Here is a 19,695-nt window from a genome sequence, read left to right as displayed (position 1 = left end):
CATTAGCCGCTTGAACCCCAGCCAGCTACCCTTGATCGCGCCATATTTGACGATCGCCTGTATCGTATATTCCGAACAGGACGGGGCATAGCGGCAGGTGGGGGGCAAAATGCGCGAAGGGCCGACCTGCCAGAAGCGCGCAATCAGGATCAGCAGGCGGGCGATCACGATTCGCGCCGGTCGCGATAACCATCCCCTATATGCGCCTGCGAAGGCAGGAGCGCAGGGCGATCAGGCGCAGACGCTGCGTCGCTGGATGCCGGGCCTTCCTTCAACCGTGCCGCCCCGGTTCCGCTATCTGCCAAAGGCGCGACATCGCCGCCGGGCATGTGCCCTTCGCGCCCTTTGGCGACGGGCTTTGCTTTGCCGCGATCCTTGCCGCCACGCGGCCGCGAATCGCGCGGCGCGTCGACAGGCCGGGTCATGATCTTGCCCAGCGCCTTGTCCAGTTCGGCGCGCAACTGCGCGAAATCGCGTTCGATCCCGCCTTCGCGGCCGATCAGCACATGGTCCGCGCCCTCAATGCCATGCATCGGTAACAGCTCACGGGCCAATACGCGAAAACGGCGCTTCATCCGGTTACGGACGACAGCGCCGCCAATCTTTTTCGTGACCGTGATGCCGAAACGCATCGCCGGATCGCCATCGCCGCGCTCGCGCACCAGCAGGACGAATCCCGGCATGGGGGCGCGGCGTCCGCGATTCGCCGCCAGAAAATCCGCGCGCCGGACCATCATGGCCGGCGCGATCGTATTTTCAGGCAGGGAAATCAGGCGCAGAGATTCTTGCGGCCGCGGGCGCGACGGGCGCGCATCACATTGCGGCCACCGGGGGTCGCCATGCGGGCGCGGAAACCGTGACGGCGCTTCCGAACCAGATTGCTCGGCTGAAAAGTGCGCTTCATCGTTCATTCCTCAAAACAAAAAAAGAATCGGGGTGACAAAAAAGGGCCGCCAAAACAGCGGCCGCAAGTCAGGGGCCGTCCGATAGGGAAAAGGGGTAGGGAAGTCAATGGCGGCCTTACGCCTCCATCCATTTCCTGTTCCTGCCCGACACATCGCGTCGTCGCAGTCGCCCGGCCGCTGCCTGATCGGCGCACATGCGGCCCGCCCTTATTTCCCCGCCCTTATTTCCCCCGCGCCGCCGCGACGCCGTCTTTCAGCGCATCGAATCCCACGGCGCCGTTCAGCACCTGATCGCCGATGACGAATGTCGGCGTTCCGCTCGCCTGCAATTTCTGGGCGAGCGCGATGTTCGACTGGATTTCCGAATCATATTTGCTCGACGCAATGGCCGATTCGGCTTCCGATCTGGTGATGCCTGCCTTGGCGGCGGCGGCGATGATGGTGTCGCGCGACACCTTGCCCGCGCCATAGAGCGCCTTGTGATAGGTCATATATTGTCCGCGCTCGGCGGCGAAGAGCGACACCTTGGCCGCATCGCTGCTGGCTTCGGACAGGATCGGCAGTTCGCGATAGACCACCTTCACCTTCGCGTCCGACCCTACCAGCCTGGCAAGGTCGGGCAGCGATGCCCGGCAATAGCCACAGGCATAATCGAAAAATTCGACCACGGTGACGTCGCCATTGGCCGCGCCTTCCCACGCCCCGGCATAGGGTTTTTCCAGCGCGCTGCGGCTCGCCTCGATCGTGCCTGACATCCGCTTGGCCTGCAATTTCTCGACCGCCTGCGGGATGATTTCGGGATGCTCCAATATATAGTCATGCACGATCTTCTCGATCGCTGCCTTGTCGGTCGCATTGACGCTGGCAGGCGCCTGCACGGCCAGCGCGGTTCCGGCCGCAGCCGCTATGATGGTAAAGGCGCCAAGGGTCATCTGCATCGTCCTGTTGGAAAGGGCCGCACGAAATCCGGGCCGGTTCTGGTCTGTCATGTCTATCTTTTCTTGCGCTGCTGTTCGATCGCCGCGCGCGATGTCATCGCTATGTCCTGGGCACGCAAATAGTCAACCGTGCCCGGCTTCAACCCCTGCATCGCCGCGTCCGCGCTGCGCAGCGCCATGGGGTGCTGCCCCATCATCGCATATCGCTCCGCCGTCGCCAGCGCGGCGCGGGTGGTGTCGCCCCGCCGTTCGTACACGACGCCCAGCTGATACCAGGCAAAGGGATTTTCCCGGTCCCGCTGTACGGCCAGCCGCAACACCTGCTCCGCCTCGGCGAAATTGCTCTCATCCTCGGTCGCGATCAGCGCGTGGGACAACAGCACGGAAATCAGTGGCTGGTTGGTGATCTTCACCGCTTCGCGCAGCGGTGCGACGGCATCCCTGGGGCGTCCGCTTTCCAGCAGGATCTGCCCCTTCAGCTCCAGATAATAGGGGTCGTGCGGCGCGATGGCCAGCAACGCGTCCGCTTCCTCCAGCGCCTTTTGCGGATAGGCGCTTTTGTGCCAGGCATAGGCGCGGGCATAATGGGCCGGGGCCGACTGGTCGGTCTCAGGATATTTCTGCAGGGTCTGCGTCGGTTCGGACACGAAACCGATCAGCTTTGCCTTCACCCGTTCGAACTTCGCTTCCAGCGCCTTGTCGGGCGGACGGTCCCATGCCGGGTCGATGGTATAGACTTCGCGCAGCACGCTGATGCGTTCGCCCGACAGAGGGTGGGTGCGCCCGTAACTATTATCCTGCGGAATGGCGAGCCGATATTCCTGATTTTGCAGTTTCTTGAAGAACTCCAGGCTCCCCTTGCCGCTCAGCCCCGCCTTGGACAGGTAACGCGCCCCGGCAAGGTCGGCGGAACTTTCCTGCCCGCGCGAAAAGGCCAGAAACTTGCTCATCGCCGCCTGCTGGCCCAGGCCCATGATGCCCATGCCCGCTTCCGCGCCGCCCGCCGCGATCGCCGCCGCGCCCAGCACCAGCGACAGCAGCGTCACGCCGGTTGCTTCCTTGATCCCCTCGCCGAAACGCACGACATGGCCGCCCTCGATATGGCCCAGTTCATGCGCGACCACGCCCTGCAACTGGTTCACATTGTCGGCCTGCGCGATCAGCCCGCTATGGACCCACACGATCTGCCCGCCCGCGACGAAGGCGTTGATTTCCGGATCGTTGATGACCAGCACCTGGACATTTTTCGGCTCCATGCCGGCGGCCTTGACCAGCTGGCCCGACATGTCGGCCATGAAGGCCTCGGTTTCCGCGTCGCGCAGGATCTGCTGCGCGGCGGCCGGGCGCGCCATGCAGGCGATGGTGGCGATTGCCAGCATGCAGAATTTCAGCCGCCGCCGCATCAGTCGCGGCTCCGGGGCAGGGGATTACAGACCGTCACGCGCCCGTCCTGACAGGCGGGGGCTGAACCTGTCGTGAAGCCGCCATGAAAGAAAAGCGCCGCTGCGCACCGGTCGGGACCGGAAGGGCAGCGGCGCTTGTTCATTCTATCGTGTATCCGGCCTTATTGACCGAAGGTGCGCTGCCACCAGCCACGGCGCGGCTCGCCACCGTCCGCTTCACCCTCTTGGGCAGCGGCGGCTTCGGCCACCGGTGCTTCAGGGGCGGGGGCGGGCGCTTCGACGGCCACTTCCGCGACCGGCGCGGCGGCTTCCGCTTCGGCGGGCGCAGCCTTCTTGCGACGGGTGCGCTTGGGCTTGGCGGGCGCTTCCTCGGCCGGTGCCTCTTCCGCAACGGCGACAGCCGGGGCAGGCGCGGCTTCCTCGGCGACCACATCGGCCTTCTTGCGGCGAGTGCGCTTGGGCTTGGCGGGCGCGGCCTCTGCCGGGGCTTCCTCGGCCACGGTTTCGACCGGCGCAGCCGCTTCGACCGGCGCGGCAGCAGCCTCTACGGCCTCCGCAACCGGTTCGGCATCCGCTTTCTTGCGGGCGCGCGGGCGACGACGGGTCTTGGGCGCTTCCTCGGCGGGCGCTTCGGGCGCAGCTTCGACCACGGCTTCCGCAACCGGCTCGGCGACTTCGGCGACGGCTTCCGGCGCAGCGCTTTGCGCTCCATCGGCATCCACGCCATCGGCCTCGACCGCGGCGCCTTCTTCGCCACCTTCGCGACGGCGACGGCCACCACGACGACCACGGCGGCCACGGCGACGACCGCTGCCTTCTTCCTCGGCTGCGGGCGCAGCATCGGCGACGGCTTCCTCGCCATCCTCGACGGCTTCACCATCGGCGTCCGAACCGGCGACGTCATCGCCAGCGTCCTCGCCAGCTTCGCCATGCGGCTCATCGCGCTGGCCGCCACGACGGCGACGGCGACGACGGCGGCGACGACCACCTTCCCGTTCCTCGTCCCCGCGCTCGCCACGCGGCGCGCGCTCTTCGCGCTCGGCCTCGGCTTCCGCCTCTTCGACTTCGATGTCGTCTTCGTCTTCGTCCTCGATGACGTCCAGATCGTCATCTTCGTCCGGCAACGGCGCATAGGTCACGACGCGCTCAGGGCGCGGCCCGCTGGCCTCTACCGACATGCGTGCGCCCTCGATCTCGCCATCGGGCAGGATCGCGATGCGCACGCCATAACGCTGCTCGATCTCGTCCAGCTCGCGGCGCTTGTTGTTGAGGACGTAGAAAGCGGCTTCCTGGCTCGCGCGCAGCGTGATCAGGCTGCCGCGACCACGCGCCGCTTCTTCCTCCAGCATGCGCAGCGCGCCCAGACCCGCCGACGATGCCGTGCGGACCAGACCGGTGCCTTCGCAATGCGGGCACTGGCGGGTCGATGCTTCCAGCACGCCGGTGCGCAGCCGCTGGCGGCTCATTTCCATCAGGCCAAAGCCGGAGATGCGGCCAACCTGAATGCGGGCGCGATCGTCCTTCAGCGCCTCCTTCATCGCCTTCTCGACCTTGCGGATGTTGGAGTTCACCTCCATGTCGATGAAGTCGATGACGACCAGCCCCGCCATGTCGCGCAGGCGCAGCTGGCGCGCGATTTCGCGGGCCGCTTCCAGATTGGTCGCGACGGCGGTCTGTTCGATGCCATGTTCGCGGGTCGACCGGCCGGAGTTGATGTCGATCGACACCAGCGCTTCGGTCGGGTTGATGACCAGGTATCCGCCCGATTTCAGCTGCACGACCGGATTATACATCGCCGCCAGCTGATCCTCGACGCTGGCGCGCTGGAACAGCGACACCGCATCGGCATATTGCTTCACGCGCCGCGCATGGCTCGGCATCAGCAGGCGCATGAAGTCCTTTGCCGCGCGATAGCCATCCTCGCCCTCGACGATGACTTCCTCGATGTCCTTGTTATAGATGTCGCGGATCGCGCGCTTGATCAGGTCGCTGTCATTGTGGATCAGCGCGGGTGCTGCGGCCTGCAACGTCTTTTCGCGAATCTCGTCCCACAGGCGCGCCAGATAATCGAAGTCGCGCTTGATTTCGGGCTTCGTGCGCTGAAGCCCCGCCGTGCGCACGATGCAGCCCATGCTGGACGGCAGCGCCATTTCTGCGATGATCGACTTCAACCGCTTGCGGTCCGCCGCATTGCTGATCTTGCGCGAAATGCCGCCGCCATGACTGGTGTTGGGCATCAGCACGCAATAACGACCGGCCAGCGACAGATAGGTGGTCAGCGCTGCGCCCTTGTTGCCGCGTTCTTCCTTGACGACCTGGACCAGCAACACCTGACGGCGCTTGATGACGTCCTGAATCTTGTAACGACGGCGCAGCGCCATGCGCTTGCGGCGCAGTTCGTCGGCGGCGTCGTCGCCCCCACGGTCACGCCCGCGTCCGCCGCGACGGCCACCGCGCTCACCACCGGTTTCGGCATTTTCGCCGCCCTCGGCCTGCTCGCTTTCTTCCTCATCGTCATGATGATGGCTGGCTTCGACATATTCCACGCCGCCTTCGGGCGCGACATGATCATGATGATCATGGTCGTCGTCATCATCGTCATAATCCGCGCGCAACGCGGCTTCTTCTTCGGCATGGGCGCGTTCTTCGCGCAGCAGTGCTTCGCGGTCTTCGCGCGGGATCTGGTAATAATCGGGATGGATTTCGCTGAACGCCAGGAAACCGTGGCGGTTGCCGCCATAATCCACGAAGGCCGCCTGAAGCGACGGCTCCACGCGGGTGACCTTGGCCAGATAGATATTGCCCTTGAGCTGCTTGTGCTCTGCGGACTCGAAATCGAACTCCTCGATCCGGTTACCCTTGACGACCGCGACCCGGGTCTCTTCCCGGTGGCGCGCATCGATCAGCATACGCATTGTCATTTATGAATCTCCGGCGTGGTCGGGCTGCGGCACAGGGCCGCGCCGCCACGCGATTGTGAAGGGACGGCCGGGCGCGCATCATGAAAGGCGCGGATGTCGGCATCGTCCGGGTTTGAAGGAAATTATGCGCGTCTGCTGCGTCGGCAGGGCCGGACATGTCGCCGGGCCGGACCATCCACGCCGCAACGCCCGTTTCCGGGGTCAGCGTGGAATGGAAATCATGCCTCATGCAGCGTCAACCTGTTTGCGTCATCGACGGGGGTGCGATCCCGCGTCCGTCGATGCTTCTCAATTGCCCTGACACCGGCCCTTTCCATATGGGCGGACCTGTCAGGAATGTTATGGGTAGCAGTCTAATAGGCAGGGGGCAACGGCTGGCTGAAATAATGTGGCAGCTTTGCGACATCGTGCCGCGAAATCCACTTTTCATGCTGAAGCGCCTGTTAACCCTCTCATTTTACGCGACTCAAACCGGTGATCCTTAATCCGGGGTTTAGCGTGGGGACGCTGACACGGATTAGCCCAAATGAAATTTGGCTGGACGGCCAAGCGGGCGGCGTTGCACAAGCGGCGCATGCTCCAAAGCCTTGCCCTGGCAGGCACCATGTTGATGGCGGTGCCCGGCAGCGCCGGTGGAATATCCGGCGTCGATGTGCAGGACGACCGCGTCGTCGTGCGCTTCGATGAACGCATCGATGGTGCATCGGCATTCCTGCTCGATGCGCCGCGCCGCATCGCGCTGGACATTGACGGCGCGCAGATGGGGCGTGGGCGTTTCAACCCCGGCAATGGGGCGATCGCCGCCGTGCGTCAGGGGCAATTGAACGACGGCACCACCCGCGTGGTGCTCGACCTGTCGACGCCTGCGACCTTCGGCAATCCGCAGCTGGCCGCCGACGGCAAGTCGCTCAGCTTCTCGCTACAGGGCGTCAGCGACAGCCGCTTTCGCAGCGAACTGGGCAGGGGGCGCACCCATTTCGACGGCGCCGCCCATATGGCCGCGCGTCCGCAAAAGCCGCTCCATTCCATCACCGTGCCGATCCCGGCCGCCGCGCGCGGCGTCAGCCTGCCTTCGGTCGAAGGCGTCAATGACGGCGCCCGTCCGCTGGTGGTGATCGATGCGGGGCATGGCGGGCATGATCCGGGCGCGATCAACAAGGAAACGGGCAAGCGCGAAAAGGACGTCACGCTCGCTATCGCGCAGGCCATTCGCGATCAGCTGGTCAAATCGGGCCGCGTCCGCGTGGCGCTGACCCGCGACGACGACAGATTCCTGATCCTTCAGGAACGCTATGGCATTGCGCGGAAACTGGGCGCCGATCTCTTCATTTCCGTCCATGCCGACGCCGCCGAAAATACCGAAGCCCATGGCGCGACCGTCTATACCCTGTCCGAAACCGCGTCCGACCGCGAAGCGGCCCGGCTTGCGGCGCGGGAAAACAAGTCGGACATCATCAACGGCGTCAACCTTGGCAACCAGTCGGGCGACGTATCCTCGATCCTCATCGATCTGACGCAGCGCGAATCGATGAACATCTCGGCCAATTTCGCGCGCCTGCTCCAGCGGGAGGCCGCACCCTTCGTGCCCTTCCGCAGCGCCTATCACCGCTTCGCATCGCTGATGGTGCTCAAGGCGCCCGATACGCCGTCGATCCTGTTCGAAACGGGGTATATCAGCAATGCGGCGGACGCGGCCTTCCTGTCCTCGCGCGAAGGGCAGGGGCGGATCGCCCGTGGCGTCGCCCGCGCGATAGAGGTGCATTTCGCCCGCAAACTGGCGATGCGGGGCGGTATGGCGGGGGGCTGACCTGTCCTACCGGGCGTCGTCCTGCTATCATGGCGACGCTTTCCGATAGGATCGGGGCCGCGCAACAAAATGTCGCAATGAGCGGAAAATGTGCGAAGTTAACGGGGGCACCGGCCCGGCGCAAAGGCCGTCCGGGCCACCCGATGCGGCGGATTGCATGATCCCCACTGGCATTGGCGTCATTTTGACCCTAGAGCCTCTCCCTTATGGAAGAGGCCCGTTCCGATACCGCCCATTCGTCCTTCGCCTATCGTCTGCGTCGTGACGCAGGGGGCTTTTTCAGCCGCTTGCGCCCGCTCTGGTCGCGGCGCCTGTTCCGCTGGGGGGCGATCGCCTTTGGCGGGCTGCTGTTTGGCATCTTCCTGTTCTGGCTGATTTTCGCGCGCGGCCTGCCCGATGCCGCGACGCTACTGGAATATGAACCGCCGCTCCCCACCATCGTGCGCGACATCAATGGTCAGCCGGTCCACAGCTATGCCCGCGAACGGCGCGTCCAACTGCAATATAGCGATTATCCGCAACAGCTGATCCACGCCTATCTGGCGGCGGAGGACAAGACCTTCTTCGACCATCATGGCGTGGACATTCCCGGCTTTGCGGGCGCGGTCGTCGACTATGCCAGCAAACTGGGTTCGGGCCAGCGTGCGCGCGGCGGCTCCACCATCACGCAGCAGGTGGCCAAAAATCTGCTGATCGGCGACGAATATTCCCCGACCCGCAAGGTGAAGGAAATGATCCTCGCCTGGCGCATGGAAAATGTGCTGTCGAAACAGCAGATCCTCGAACTGTACCTGAACCAGATTTTCCTCGGCCGGAACGCCTATGGGGTTCAGGCGGCGGCCCGCGCCTATTTCGACAAGGACGTCGCCGACCTGCATCTCCATGAAATGGCCTATCTCGCCATTCTGCCCAAGGGGCCGGCCAATTATCGTCCGGAAAGCGAAACCGGCCATGCCCGCGCCATCGACCGTCGCAACTGGGCGCTGGGCGAAATGGAGAAGAATGGCTGGATCACCGCGGCGCAGCGCAGCGCGGCGCAGGCCTTGCCGCTCGGCACCGTTCAGGCGCACGGTTCCAGCTTCGATGCGCGCGCCGGCGGCTATTATATGGAAGAAGTCCGCCGCCGCCTGATCCAGCTGTTCGGTGAAAAGGCGGAAGATGGCCCCAACAGCGTATATGCCGGTGGCCTGTGGGTACGCAGCCCCTATGACCCGGTGGTGCAGGACAATGTCGCCACCGCCCTGCGCAACGGCCTGCTGCGCTTCGATGCCGGGCGCGGCTGGTCCGGCCCGGTCGGTCATCTCAACATCGAAAATGGCTGGGAACGCGAACTCGCCGCCAGCTATATCGACGTCGATTATGCCCAGTGGCGCGTCGCCGTCATCATCAGCCGGTCGTCGTCCGACGCGCAGATCGGCTTTGCCGACGGCAGCACGGGAACGCTCCCGGCAGGATCGGCGCAGCTCCCCTATCGCAAGAGCGGCGGCCCCGCCTTCTCCGCGATGAAGCCCGGCGACCTGATCGTCGTCGCGCGCAACGGGTCCAGCTGGGCGCTGCGCAACATTCCCGAAGTGTCGGGCGGCATGGTCGCGCAGGAAGTGCATTCGGGCCGCATCCGCGCGATGCAGGGTGGCTTTGATTCGCGCCTGTCCAGCTATAACCGCGCCACCCAGGCGCAACGTCAGCCCGGCTCCACGATCAAGCCCTTCGTCTATGCCGCCGCGCTCGACAACGGCATGACCCCGGCCTCGATCATCGTCGATGGCCCGCTATGCGTCTATCAGGGCGCGGGTCTTGGCCAGAAATGCTTCCGCAACTTCTCCGGCGGCAGCGCGGGTCCGCAGACGATGCGCTGGGGCGTGGAACAGTCTCGCAACCTCATGACCGTGCGCGCCGCCAGCCAGACCGGCATGGACCGCGTCGTGCGCACCATCAAGAATATGGGCATCGGCGACTATCAGCCCTATCTGTCCTTCGCGCTGGGCGCTGGCGAAACCACCGTGGAACGCATGGTCAACGCCTATGCCACGCTCGCCAATCAGGGGCGGCAATTCCCGTCCAAGGTGATGGATTCTGTGCAGGATCGCCGGGGCAAGGTGATCTGGCCCGAACGCTGGCGCCCCTGCGACAATTGCAACATGGCCAACTGGGACGGCAAGCCCATGCCCCGCTTCGGCATGGAGGGGAAGCAGGTGATGAACCCCATGACCGCCTATCAGGTCGTGCACATTACCGAAGGCGTCATCCAGCGCGGCACCGCCACGGCGCTGGCGGATCTGAAACGCCCGCTCTTTGGCAAGACCGGCACCACCAACGGCCCCACCAACGTCTGGTTCGTGGGCGGTTCGCCCGACATCGTCGCGGGCGTCTATATCGGTTACGATCAGCCGCGCAGCCTCGGCGGCTGGGCGCAGGGCGGCCGCATCGCCGCGCCGATCTGGAAGGCGGCGATGGCGCCGGTACTGGAAACCATGCCCAAAACGCCCTTCGTCGCCCCGGCTGGCATCCGCATGGTCGCGATCGATCGTCGTTCGGGCAAGCGCGTCTATGGCGCATGGCCCGGCACCGATGCGAAGCCCGCCGTCATCTGGGAAGCGTTCAAGCCCGAATCCGAACCCCGCCGATCGATCCGCAAGGAAGAGGCGGAGGCTGAGGCAAAGGTCGCCGCCGCCCGCGCTGCATCCGCCACCCGCCGCACCCGCACCGACGCCGATTTCCTGGAAGGACAGGGCGGCATTTACTGACCGGGTGCCCGCCTTTTGACAGGCGGGTCTTCGGGCAGGATTATCTTCCCAAAATCCGCTGCGTCGGATAGGGGCGATCGCTTGATGCGTTGACGCGCCAAGACATTTCTGGAGAATTCCCATGCGCGCCGAAGCGCAGCAACATATCGACCGTATCGACGCCGCCCTTGGCCTGCTGCGCCAGTCGCTCGACTGGGACCGTGCGCTGCGGCGTCTGGACGAACTCAATGCCCGCGTCGAAGATCCGACCCTGTGGGACAATGCGAAGCTGGCGCAGGAGGTGATGCGCGAACGCACCCGTCTCGACAGCGCGATCGGCGCGACCCGCGCCATCGAGACGGAAAAGAGCGACACCGCCGAACTCATCGAAATGGCCGAGGCCGAAGGTGACGAGGATATGGTGGCCGAAGCCATCGCGTCCTTGAAGGCGCTGGCCGACCGCGCGGACGAAGACAAGATCAAGGCGCTGCTGTCGGGCGAGGCGGACGCGAGCGACACCTATCTGGAAATCCATGCCGGCGCTGGCGGCACGGAAAGTCAGGACTGGGCCGAAATCCTGTCGCGCATGTATCGCCGCTGGGCCGAACGGCGCGGCTACAAGGTGGAACTGGTCGATTATCAGGCGGGCGAAACCGCGGGCATCAAGTCCGCGACCTTCCTGTTCAAGGGCGAAAACGCCTATGGCTATGCCAAGACCGAAAGCGGCGTCCACCGCCTCGTCCGCATCAGCCCCTATGACAGCGCGGCGCGCCGCCACACCAGCTTCTCGTCGGTCTGGGTCTATCCGGTGATCGACGACAATATCGACATTGAGGTCAAGGAAAGCGACCTCAAGATCGATACCTATCGCGCATCGGGCGCGGGCGGTCAGCACGTCAACACCACCGATTCGGCGGTCCGCATCACCCACGTTCCGTCGGGCATCATCGTCGCGTCGCAGAATGACCGGTCGCAGCACAAGAACCGCGCGACGGCCATGAACATGCTGAAGGCGCGCCTGTACGAAGCGGAACTGCGCAAGCGCGAAGAAGCTGCCTCCACCGACTATGCGGCAAAGACCGAAATCGGCTGGGGCCACCAGATCCGCTCTTACGTCCTCCAGCCCTATCAGCTGGTGAAGGATCTGCGCACCGGCGTCACCTCCACCGCGCCCGACGATGTGCTGGACGGCGCGCTCGATCCGTTCATGGCCGCCGCCCTGTCGCAGAAGGTGACGGGTGAAAAGGTTGATGTGGAGGATGTCGACTGATGATCCGGGCGGTACTGGCGGGCGCGTTTCTCCTGCTGACCGCCTGCGACCAGATTGGCGGCGGCAATCAGAGCGACCGGTCGGCCGTGGCGGACCCGTTCCCGCAGGCTGACCGCCCCGTCGCCCCCATCGTATCGACCCGCTGGTCGAGCGAGGAAGCCCGCGACCGGGTCAATGAAGCCGAAGACATCATGAACCGGGCGGGCATCCGTCCGGGAATGACGGTGGCCGACATCGGCGCGGGAGAGGGCTATTATACCGTCCGCCTCGCCCGGCGCGTCGGGGCCGAAGGCCGCGTGCTGGCCGAAGACATATTGCCCGAAGTCATAGAAGCGCTGTCCCGTCGCATCACCCGCGAAAAATGGGACAATGTCAGCGTGAAACTGGGCATGGCGGAAGATCCGCGCCTGCCCGAAAACAGCTTCGACCGGATATTGATGGTCCATATGTATCATGAAATCGCCGAACCCTATGCCTTTCTCTGGCATCTCAGCCCTGCGCTCAAAAAGGACGGCGAACTGATCGTGGTGGACGCCAACCGCCCGACCGATCAGCATGGCACGCCGCCGCGCCTGCTCGCCTGCGAAATGGCGGCCATGGGGTTCCGCATGGAAGAACTGATCGCAAAGCCGACGGCGGGTGGCTATCTCGCCCGCTTCCGCCGCATCGCCGCGCGGCCCGATCCCGTCAGCATCGTTCCCTGCGCCTTGAATGGATAAGGGCTGTAACCATGCATTTCGATGATCAGCTGCAACGCTATTTCGGCACGACCGACCTCGACGCCCTGCCATCGGGCGCGCTGGACGCGGGGATCGACCGGATGCGCGTGGACCTTGGGCTGGAGGAGGATCGCGGTCGCCGCTTCGCGCTCTGGTCGCTTCTCTATCTGCTGGGCGCCGCGCCCGACCTCGACATCGCGTTCGAGGACTCCGCCGATCGCGAAGCTGCCCGCAATTTCATGGACCTGACGGACCACGGCTGACCCGCTCATCAATCGATGAGTTTTGCGCAGCCATCTTCCCTTCGCCTGATCGTCAGCTAATACAGCGGCATATCAGCCAGAAAGAGGATTGCATGGACTATCGCACGCTCGGCCGCACGGACCTTCGGGTCAGCCTGATCTGCCTAGGCACCATGACATGGGGTTCGCAAAATAGCGAGGCGGAGGCGCATGCCCAGCTCGACTATGCGACCGCGCAGGGCGTCAATTTCATCGACACGGCCGAAGGTTATCCGGTCACCCCGGTGGCGGCCGATACGCAGTTCCTGACCGAAACCTATATCGGCAACTGGATCGAGCGGCGCGGCAAACGCGACGACATCATCCTGGCGACCAAGGTGTCCGGTCCATCGCGCGACCCCATCCGCAAATTTCGCGGCGGCGACAATCGCCTCGATCGCCGCAACATCCTCGCTGCGGTGGACGACAGCCTGCGTCGCCTGAAAACCGATTATATCGATCTTTATCAGGTTCACTGGCCCGACCGCCCGGTGCCGTCTTTCGGCGGGCGCGGCCTGATGGACATAACCGACGGTCCGCAAGTCGTGACAGTGCACGAAACGCTGGATGCGCTGGGCGACCTCGTGAAAACGGGGAAGGTCCGCCATGTCGGCGTCTCCAATGAAACGCCATGGGGCGTCAGCGAATATCTGCGCCTGTCGCGCGATCAGGGCCTGCCCCGCATCGCGTCGATCCAGAACGCCTACAGCCTGCTCAATCGCATCTTCGAAATCGGCCTGTCGGAATTTGCCCTGCGCGAAGATGTCGGCCTCCTCGCCTATTCGCCGTTGGCGGGTGGCAATCTGACCGGCAAATATCTGGGCGGCGTCATCCCGTCAGGATCGCGCCGTGACGTTGCAAAGCAGTTCGTCCGTTACAACCTGCCCAATCAGGCGATTGCCAGCGCGCGCTATGTCGCCGTTGCCCATGCTTTCGGCCTCGACCCCGCGCAAATGGCGCTGGCCTTCGTCAACAGCCGCCCCTTCGTCACGTCCAACATCATCGGCGCGACCAGCCTCGACCAGCTGAAGGTGGACATCGACAGCGTGAACATCCACCTGACCGAAGATCATCTGGCCGCGATCGAGGACATTCACCGCATCCTGCCCGATCCCTGCCCATAATATCGGGCTGAGCTGAATATCGCGTCAGGGTTAAATATCGCGTCAGGCGGCGCGCGATGCGTCGGATGGCGCGGCATCGTCCATCGCCTCTATCCCCTGCCACCAATCATCCACTGGTGGCAGCAGGATCGCCAGCGCGCCGTGACGGGCGATCGCATGCCATGTCGCGGCAACCCGGACATAGCGCCATTGGGGATCGCAATTGATCGGAACCTGCCGGAAACGGACCTGCGTCCCTACTGCCGTCGGGTCGATCGGGCACAGCTGACTGGCGACTTCGCGTTGGCTGCCATCGGGAAACTGCACAATAACCGCCATCGCCTGTCCTCCATCCTGCCGTTCCCGATTTCCCAACGCGTGGCAAGCCGTTGAGTTCATTACTGCCCGCCGGAAAAGCGGTGAATGGAATTGCGAATCTATCGCAATATCTATAGTTCGTCGCCACTATTCCAAGGAGACGAGATAATGCGCAAACTGCCCTTCGCCCTGCTGGCGCTGGTCGCCCTGTCACCGGTGGCGCAGGCCCATGAAGTGTGGGTGGAACGCGACGGCAGCGGCCCCGCGCGCATCTATCTGGGCGAACCGGGCGACGTCCTGCCCGCAGGCGGCGATCCTGAGTTCGAAAAGCTCAAGGCCCCGCGCCTCGTTCCCGCATCCACGGCGCAGCAGACCCGCAAGGCGGGTTATATCGAGGTTGCCGCTCCGGCGGGCGACGTCCGCGTCATAGACGACAGCGTGTTCGCGCCATGGGGCGAGGACGGCAAGAAGGAAGGCGTGATCTATTACGCCCGCGCCGGTCGCACAGAGGCGAAGGCTGGCCTGCCGCTGGAAATCGTGCCCACCGCCGCCCATGCCAACAGCTTCACCCTGATCCGCGACGGCAAACCGCTGGCGGACACCAAGGTCATGGTCATCTCTCCCGACAAATGGTCAAAGAATGTCACCACCGACGCGCAGGGGCGCGTGACCGTGCCGTTCAGGGAAAGGGGCCGCTACATCCTGACTGCGACGCACACGGAAAAGGGCGACCTGACCCTCGCCGATCAGAAGGTCGCGACCCTTTATCATATCGCGACGCTGACCTTCGTTAACTGATCGTCCGGCGCGGGGCGGGCGGCGGGCGGTCTCCGCCCCGCGCCATTATGACATCCCTGTCACGATTATGACTTCGCGCTGTCAACCAGCGCACATTGCGGTGCAACATCGCGCGGATAGGTCGCGCCCCAATCATAATCTCTCAGGGGGAACAACCGACCATGCGTATCACCACCGCCTTGCTGATGGCGTCGACCGCCATCATCTCCACCCCCGCCTTCGCGCAGGATACGGCGCCCGCCGATGCCGTCGCTGCCGCTGCGGGCGCGGAAATCATCGTGTTCGGCCGTGGCGAAACCCGTCAGGTTCAGGAAATCGCGGCCAGGGACATCGTGACCCTTACGCCCGGCACCAATGCGCTCAAGGCGATTGAAAAGCTGCCCAGCGTCAATTTCCAGTCGTCCGACCCGTTCGGCAATTATGAATGGTCGCAACGCGTCACCATTCGCAGCTTCAACCAGAATCAGCTCGGCTTCACCTTCGACGGCATTCCGCTGGGCGACATGAGCTATGGCAATCATAACGGCCTGCACATCACCCGCGCCGTCAGCAGCGAAAATATCGGCAATGTCCGCGTCAGCCAGGGCGCGGGTTCGCTCGGCACGCAGTCGACCAACAATCTGGGCGGTACGGTCGAAACATTCTCCATGGACCCGACCGGCGAATTCGGCGCACAGGGCAACTTCACCTATGGCAGCAACGACACGATCCGCGCCTTCGCCCGCCTGAACCTTGGCACGCGCGATGGCGTTCGCGGCTATGTCTCCTACGGCTATGGCTCCACCGACAAGTGGAAGGGGCAGGGCGTGCAGGACCAGCATATGGGCAATGCAAAGGTCGTGATCCCGGTCGGCGAAGCGAAGATCGACGGCTGGCTCAGCTATTCCGACCGTCGTGAGCAGGACTATCAGGACATGTCTAAAAACATGATCGAACGCCTCGGTTATGACTGGGACAATAGCTATCCCGACTATGCCCGCGCCATCGACTATGCCAGCCGCCTGAACGACGTCGATCGTTTCAGCAACAGCGGCGGTTCGCCCTTCCCCGATGGCCTTTACGACTATAGCGGCGCCCCGGTTGCCGGTGGTCAGGTCTATCCCGGCAACGTCACCAGCGCCGACGACGCCTATTATGACGCGGCGGGCCTGCGCAAGGACTGGCTGGGCGCCATCGGCTTGACCACACCCATCGGCGAAAACGCCACCTTCAAGCTCAAGGGCTATTATCATAATAACAGCGGCATGGGTCTGTGGGCGACGCCCTATACCGTCAGCCCGAACGGCGTTCCCATGTCCGTGCGCACCACCGAATATGACATGGATCGCATCGGCGTATTCGGCAGCGTCGATTACACGCTGGGCATCCAGAATCTCAGTGTCGGTGGCTGGTATGAAAACAACAAATTCCATCAGGCGCGCCGCTTCTACGCCTTTGCCAGTCGCACCGATCCGGGCCTGTCGTTCCGCGACTATCCCAAAAACCCCTTCGCCACCCAGTGGGAGTTCGATTTCACCACCGACACGTTCCAATATCATGTGCAGGACAAGATCGATCTTGGCATGATCACCATCAATCTGGGGTGGAAGGGTTTCAGCGTCACGAACAAGGCGGACGCGATCGTCCAGGCGACCTTCCCCGAAGGCAAGATCAAGGTGCAGGACTGGTTCCAGCCCCATGCCGGGTTCGCGGTCGAACTCAGCCCGCAGGCGGAAGTGTTCGGTGGCTTCACGCAGGTCACCCGCGCCTTCGCCTCGGCGACGACGGCCGGTCCCTTCTCGACCAATCAGGCCGGTTTCGATGCGATCCGCGACAGCCTGAAGCCTGAAACGTCGGACACGTTCGAACTGGGCCTGCGGTATCATAACCCGGTCTTCAACGGTGTGCTGGGCGCCTATCTGGTGAATTTCAAGAACCGTCTGGACGCCGTGTCGGTCGGTTCGGCCATTCAGGGCAATCCGTCCGCGCTGCAGAATGTCGGGAGCGTGCGGTCGGTCGGTTTCGAAGCGGCCGGTGACCTGAAACTGGGCGGCGGCTTTGGCGTCTATGCCAGCTACAGCTACACCGACGCCACCTATCGCGACGATGTGTTCGACGGCGATGGTGCGCTGATCGCCGCGCTCGACGGCAAGACGGTGGTGGACAGCCCCAGGCACATGGTGCGCGGCGAAATCAATTATGACGACGGTCAGCGCTTCTTCCGCATCGGCGGCAACTATATGTCGCGTCGCTATTATAACTACACCAATGACGAACCGATCGCCGGTCGCCTGATCGTCGATGCGTCGCTGGGCTATCGCCTGACCGACAAGATCGAAATCCAGCTGAACGCGACCAACCTGTTCGACAAGAAATATATCAGCACCATCGGGTCGGGCGGCTTTGCCAATAGCGGCGACCGCCAGACCCTGCTGATCGGCGCGCCGCAGCAATTCTTCGCGACGCTCAAGACCGGTTTCTGATCGGGCGCATTGCGAAGTCATCCGGAAACAGATGACGGCTTGTACAATGCGCTGAACAACAGACGCCAAAGATGGACGGTTCGGTCACAAATATGTGGCCGAACCGTCATCATTCCGACCATCCGGGATCATCAGCCTGAAACCGCAGCGTAAGCGGCGCGTCATGCACGACCTGTAAATCTGCCGTCATGATGACAGCCATCCATCCCCGCCAGATGCACATCCCTGCCGCCGACAAGGCGCGACTGCGCATCCTCTTCCTCGCCAAACATGCCTGTGCGGACGGCAGCCCGGATGCGCAGGACGGCAACCACGCCATCTATCATCATGAAATGCGCACCACGCTGGAATCGATCGGCCTCCATGTCGCCCTCGCCAACAGCTATGATGCGGTCTATGATCGGCCCGACGCCGATTTCGTTGTGACCCTGCTCAATCGCGGGGGTTTCCAGAATAGCGAGATGCTGGCCCCGCTGCTGCTCAGCCGCCGGGACATGCCCTATCTTGGCGCATCGCCCATCGTGCGCGGCCTCTCCGATGACAAATATCTCAGCAAGATGGTCGCCCGTGCGCGTGGCGTGCCGACCATGCAGGCGCAACTGTTCCGGCGCGGCGGCCTGTTCGATGCGCCGTCCTTCGATGCCGACCGGCTGGTGGTGAAACCCAATGCGTCCTCCGCTTCGTGGGGCGTCAAGATGGTGGATGACTGGGCGCAGGCGCGCGACCATGCCGACAGCCTGTTCGCGCTGGGCCATGATGTGCTGGTCGAACAATGGGCGCCGCTGCTGGACGTGGCGGTGCCGGTGGTGGGCGGCAGCGGCGGTCAGCCGTGGATATTGCCGCCGATGATGTATGTCCCCGCCGATCCCAACCGCGAACGCAGCTATGAGGAAAAACGCGGCCTGATCGACGCGGGCGACGACCCGCTCATTCTGATCGAGGATGCGGATCTGCGCAGCCGTCTGGAATCGATGACCGCCGCGTTGCTGACCGAACTCTGGCCGTTCGACTATGGCCGGTTCGAATTTCGCTATGATCCGGTCAGTGGGCAGGCGCTGTTCATGGAAGTGAACCTGTCCTGCAACCTCTGGTCGAAGAAGACGATTTCCCGTTCGGCCGCTTCGATCGGGGTCGATCATGCGGCGCTGGTGGAAACGATCATCGGCCACAGCCTGGCGCGACAGGGCCTGCTGAACGAAACGATCGTGCAGGTGGCGGCATGATCAGAGGCAAGACCACCGCGATCCTGCTCGCCGGGCGCCGCGATGGCGCGACGGACCCGCTGGCGATGGCGGCGGGGGTCAGCCACAAATGCCTGGTCCCGGTCGCGGGCCAGCCGATGCTGCTCCATGTCATCGACGCGCTGGTCGCCAATCGCCGGATCGGCGAAGTGCGCGTGGTGATCGAAGACCCGACGCTGCTCGCCACCATCCCGGCGCTGCGTGGATTGCTCCACAGCGGCCGGGTCGTCGGCGTCGCGGCGCAGCCCAATCTGGTCGACAGCGTGCTGGCGGGCGCGGAGGGCGCCGCTTTCCCGCTGCTCATCACCACCGCCGACAATGTGCTGCTGACGCCCGAAGCGGTGGATGAAATGATGGACGGCTGCGCCACGCAAAATGCCGCCGCCGCCGCCGCCTTCACCCGGCGTGCTTCCGTGCTGGCCGCCCACCCGCAGGGGCAGCGCAAATTCTACATGTTCGCCGACGATGCCTATTCCAACTGCAACACATATTGGATGCGGGATCGCGCCGCATTGACGGCCGCCGAAACATTCCGCACCGGCGGGCAGTTCGTGAAGCATCCCGCCCGCATCATCGGCGCCTTCGGTCTTCTCAACCTCATCCGGTTCCGCTTCGGCATCGGCACGCTGGATCAGGCCTTCGCCCGCTTTTCCCGCCGGTTCCGCATGATCATCTGCCCGGTGATCCTGACCGACGGCGCGGTGGCGATCGATGTCGACAATCACCGTTCGCATGGCGTGGCGACGACTTTGCTCGACCAGCGTCTGGCATTGGCGCAGGCGGCAGAGTAGCGCGCCTTGCTGACG

At 63.9% G+C, this 19,695-nt stretch carries 16 protein-coding genes and 1 pseudogene; 10 read left to right on the top strand and 7 right to left on the bottom strand.

Annotated elements, in window-relative coordinates; all coding sequences use genetic code 11:
• The 6 genes and pseudogenes from yidD to ACOJSJ_RS17060 form a co-directional block, all read right to left on the bottom strand.
• The coding region (yidD, locus tag ACOJSJ_RS17085; RefSeq protein WP_420146158.1) for a membrane protein insertion efficiency factor YidD at positions 1 to 168 on the bottom strand (168 nt) is incomplete at its 3' end.
• A gap of 191 nt (positions 169 to 359) precedes the next feature.
• A pseudogene (gene rnpA, locus ACOJSJ_RS17080) lies at positions 360 to 734 on the bottom strand (ribonuclease P protein component); the annotation flags it as partial.
• 35 nt (positions 735 to 769) lie between these two features.
• A complete protein-coding gene (gene rpmH / locus ACOJSJ_RS17075; RefSeq protein ID WP_021227954.1) occupies positions 770 to 904 on the bottom strand; it encodes a 50S ribosomal protein L34 in 135 nt (44 codons plus the stop codon).
• A gap of 222 nt (positions 905 to 1,126) precedes the next feature.
• Positions 1,127 to 1,894, bottom strand: coding sequence for a DsbA family protein (locus ACOJSJ_RS17070; RefSeq protein ID WP_420146153.1), 768 nt, complete (start codon positions 1,892 to 1,894; stop codon positions 1,127 to 1,129).
• 2 nt (positions 1,895 to 1,896) lie between these two features.
• Entirely contained in the window at positions 1,897 to 3,246 is a 1,350-nt protein-coding gene (locus ACOJSJ_RS17065) for a M48 family metalloprotease (protein ID WP_420146152.1), read from the bottom strand.
• Positions 3,247 to 3,407: 161 nt separating this feature from the next.
• Positions 3,408 to 6,167 (bottom strand): Rne/Rng family ribonuclease, encoded by a 2,760-nt coding sequence (locus tag ACOJSJ_RS17060; protein ID WP_420146151.1) that lies wholly within the window; start codon positions 6,165 to 6,167, stop codon positions 3,408 to 3,410.
• Positions 6,168 to 6,693: 526 nt separating this feature from the next.
• On the opposite strand from ACOJSJ_RS17060, the gene ACOJSJ_RS17055 reads away from it, so the two are divergent.
• The 6 genes from ACOJSJ_RS17055 to ACOJSJ_RS17030 all read left to right on the top strand — a co-directional run bounded on the left by ACOJSJ_RS17055 (position 6,694) and on the right by ACOJSJ_RS17030 (position 14,091).
• Positions 6,694 to 7,974: an N-acetylmuramoyl-L-alanine amidase gene (locus tag ACOJSJ_RS17055; RefSeq protein ID WP_420146150.1), complete on the top strand. Its 1,281-nt coding sequence runs from the start codon at positions 6,694 to 6,696 to the stop codon at positions 7,972 to 7,974.
• Between the two features lie 206 nt (positions 7,975 to 8,180).
• A complete protein-coding gene (locus ACOJSJ_RS17050) occupies positions 8,181 to 10,718 on the top strand; it encodes a penicillin-binding protein 1A (RefSeq protein WP_420146149.1) in 2,538 nt (845 codons plus the stop codon).
• 121 nt (positions 10,719 to 10,839) lie between these two features.
• A complete protein-coding gene (gene prfB / locus ACOJSJ_RS17045) occupies positions 10,840 to 11,967 on the top strand; it encodes a peptide chain release factor 2 (protein WP_420146148.1) in 1,128 nt (375 codons plus the stop codon).
• Positions 11,967 to 12,686 carry a class I SAM-dependent methyltransferase gene (locus tag ACOJSJ_RS17040; RefSeq protein WP_420146147.1) on the top strand — a complete coding sequence of 240 codons (720 nt, stop codon included), beginning with the start codon at positions 11,967 to 11,969 and terminating at the stop codon, positions 12,684 to 12,686. The genes prfB and ACOJSJ_RS17040 overlap by 1 nt, the downstream gene beginning before the upstream one ends.
• A gap of 11 nt (positions 12,687 to 12,697) precedes the next feature.
• Entirely contained in the window at positions 12,698 to 12,949 is a 252-nt protein-coding gene (locus ACOJSJ_RS17035) for a hypothetical protein (protein WP_420146146.1), read from the top strand.
• A 92-nt stretch (positions 12,950 to 13,041) separates the two neighbouring features.
• On the top strand, positions 13,042 to 14,091 hold the full coding sequence (locus ACOJSJ_RS17030) for an NADP(H)-dependent aldo-keto reductase (protein WP_420146145.1): 1,050 nt from the start codon (positions 13,042 to 13,044) through the stop codon (positions 14,089 to 14,091).
• Positions 14,092 to 14,133: 42 nt separating this feature from the next.
• Here ACOJSJ_RS17030 and ACOJSJ_RS17025 read toward each other — a convergent pair whose 3' ends face one another.
• On the bottom strand, positions 14,134 to 14,409 hold the full coding sequence (locus ACOJSJ_RS17025; protein ID WP_420146144.1) for a hypothetical protein: 276 nt from the start codon (positions 14,407 to 14,409) through the stop codon (positions 14,134 to 14,136).
• A 147-nt stretch (positions 14,410 to 14,556) separates the two neighbouring features.
• Between ACOJSJ_RS17025 and ACOJSJ_RS17020 the strand changes: the two genes are divergently transcribed.
• The 4 genes from ACOJSJ_RS17020 to ACOJSJ_RS17005 all read left to right on the top strand — a co-directional run bounded on the left by ACOJSJ_RS17020 (position 14,557) and on the right by ACOJSJ_RS17005 (position 19,680).
• Positions 14,557 to 15,186, top strand: a complete 630-nt coding sequence (locus ACOJSJ_RS17020) for a DUF4198 domain-containing protein (protein WP_420146143.1) — start codon at positions 14,557 to 14,559, stop codon at positions 15,184 to 15,186.
• 161 nt (positions 15,187 to 15,347) lie between these two features.
• Positions 15,348 to 17,648, top strand: a complete 2,301-nt coding sequence (locus ACOJSJ_RS17015) for a TonB-dependent receptor (protein WP_420146142.1) — start codon at positions 15,348 to 15,350, stop codon at positions 17,646 to 17,648.
• 188 nt (positions 17,649 to 17,836) lie between these two features.
• A complete protein-coding gene (locus tag ACOJSJ_RS17010) occupies positions 17,837 to 18,871 on the top strand; it encodes a phosphoribosylglycinamide synthetase (RefSeq protein WP_420146141.1) in 1,035 nt (344 codons plus the stop codon).
• On the top strand, positions 18,871 to 19,680 hold the full coding sequence (locus tag ACOJSJ_RS17005; protein ID WP_420146157.1) for an NTP transferase domain-containing protein: 810 nt from the start codon (positions 18,871 to 18,873) through the stop codon (positions 19,678 to 19,680). The genes ACOJSJ_RS17010 and ACOJSJ_RS17005 overlap by 1 nt, the downstream gene beginning before the upstream one ends.
• The last annotated feature ends 15 nt before the right edge of the window (positions 19,681 to 19,695 follow it).

This window comes from Sphingobium sp. (assembly GCF_048594625.1).
GTDB lineage: Bacteria > Pseudomonadota > Alphaproteobacteria > Sphingomonadales > Sphingomonadaceae > Sphingobium.
Note: the sequence above shows the minus strand (reverse complement) of the source record. Positions and strands in the feature narration are given on the sequence as shown.

What these genes read in the sequence shown, in the direction of transcription:
- ACOJSJ_RS17010 (WP_420146141.1), top strand. Translation starts at nt 17,837, where the DNA reads ATGATGACAGCCATCCATCCCCGCCAGATGCACATCCCTGCCGCCGAC.
- ACOJSJ_RS17040 (WP_420146147.1), top strand. Translation starts at nt 11,967, where the DNA reads ATGATCCGGGCGGTACTGGCGGGCGCGTTTCTCCTGCTGACCGCCTGC.
- ACOJSJ_RS17020 (WP_420146143.1), top strand. Translation starts at nt 14,557, where the DNA reads ATGCGCAAACTGCCCTTCGCCCTGCTGGCGCTGGTCGCCCTGTCACCG.
- ACOJSJ_RS17015 (WP_420146142.1), top strand. Translation starts at nt 15,348, where the DNA reads ATGCGTATCACCACCGCCTTGCTGATGGCGTCGACCGCCATCATCTCC.
- ACOJSJ_RS17070 (WP_420146153.1), bottom strand. Translation starts at nt 1,894, where the DNA reads ATGACAGACCAGAACCGGCCCGGATTTCGTGCGGCCCTTTCCAACAGG.
- ACOJSJ_RS17055 (WP_420146150.1), top strand. Translation starts at nt 6,694, where the DNA reads ATGAAATTTGGCTGGACGGCCAAGCGGGCGGCGTTGCACAAGCGGCGC.
- ACOJSJ_RS17050 (WP_420146149.1), top strand. Translation starts at nt 8,181, where the DNA reads ATGGAAGAGGCCCGTTCCGATACCGCCCATTCGTCCTTCGCCTATCGT.
- ACOJSJ_RS17030 (WP_420146145.1), top strand. Translation starts at nt 13,042, where the DNA reads ATGGACTATCGCACGCTCGGCCGCACGGACCTTCGGGTCAGCCTGATC.
- ACOJSJ_RS17065 (WP_420146152.1), bottom strand. Translation starts at nt 3,246, where the DNA reads ATGCGGCGGCGGCTGAAATTCTGCATGCTGGCAATCGCCACCATCGCC.
- ACOJSJ_RS17035 (WP_420146146.1), top strand. Translation starts at nt 12,698, where the DNA reads ATGCATTTCGATGATCAGCTGCAACGCTATTTCGGCACGACCGACCTC.
- ACOJSJ_RS17025 (WP_420146144.1), bottom strand. Translation starts at nt 14,409, where the DNA reads ATGGCGGTTATTGTGCAGTTTCCCGATGGCAGCCAACGCGAAGTCGCC.
- prfB (WP_420146148.1), top strand. Translation starts at nt 10,840, where the DNA reads ATGCGCGCCGAAGCGCAGCAACATATCGACCGTATCGACGCCGCCCTT.
- rpmH (WP_021227954.1), bottom strand. Translation starts at nt 904, where the DNA reads ATGAAGCGCACTTTTCAGCCGAGCAATCTGGTTCGGAAGCGCCGTCAC.
- ACOJSJ_RS17060 (WP_420146151.1), bottom strand. Translation starts at nt 6,167, where the DNA reads ATGACAATGCGTATGCTGATCGATGCGCGCCACCGGGAAGAGACCCGG.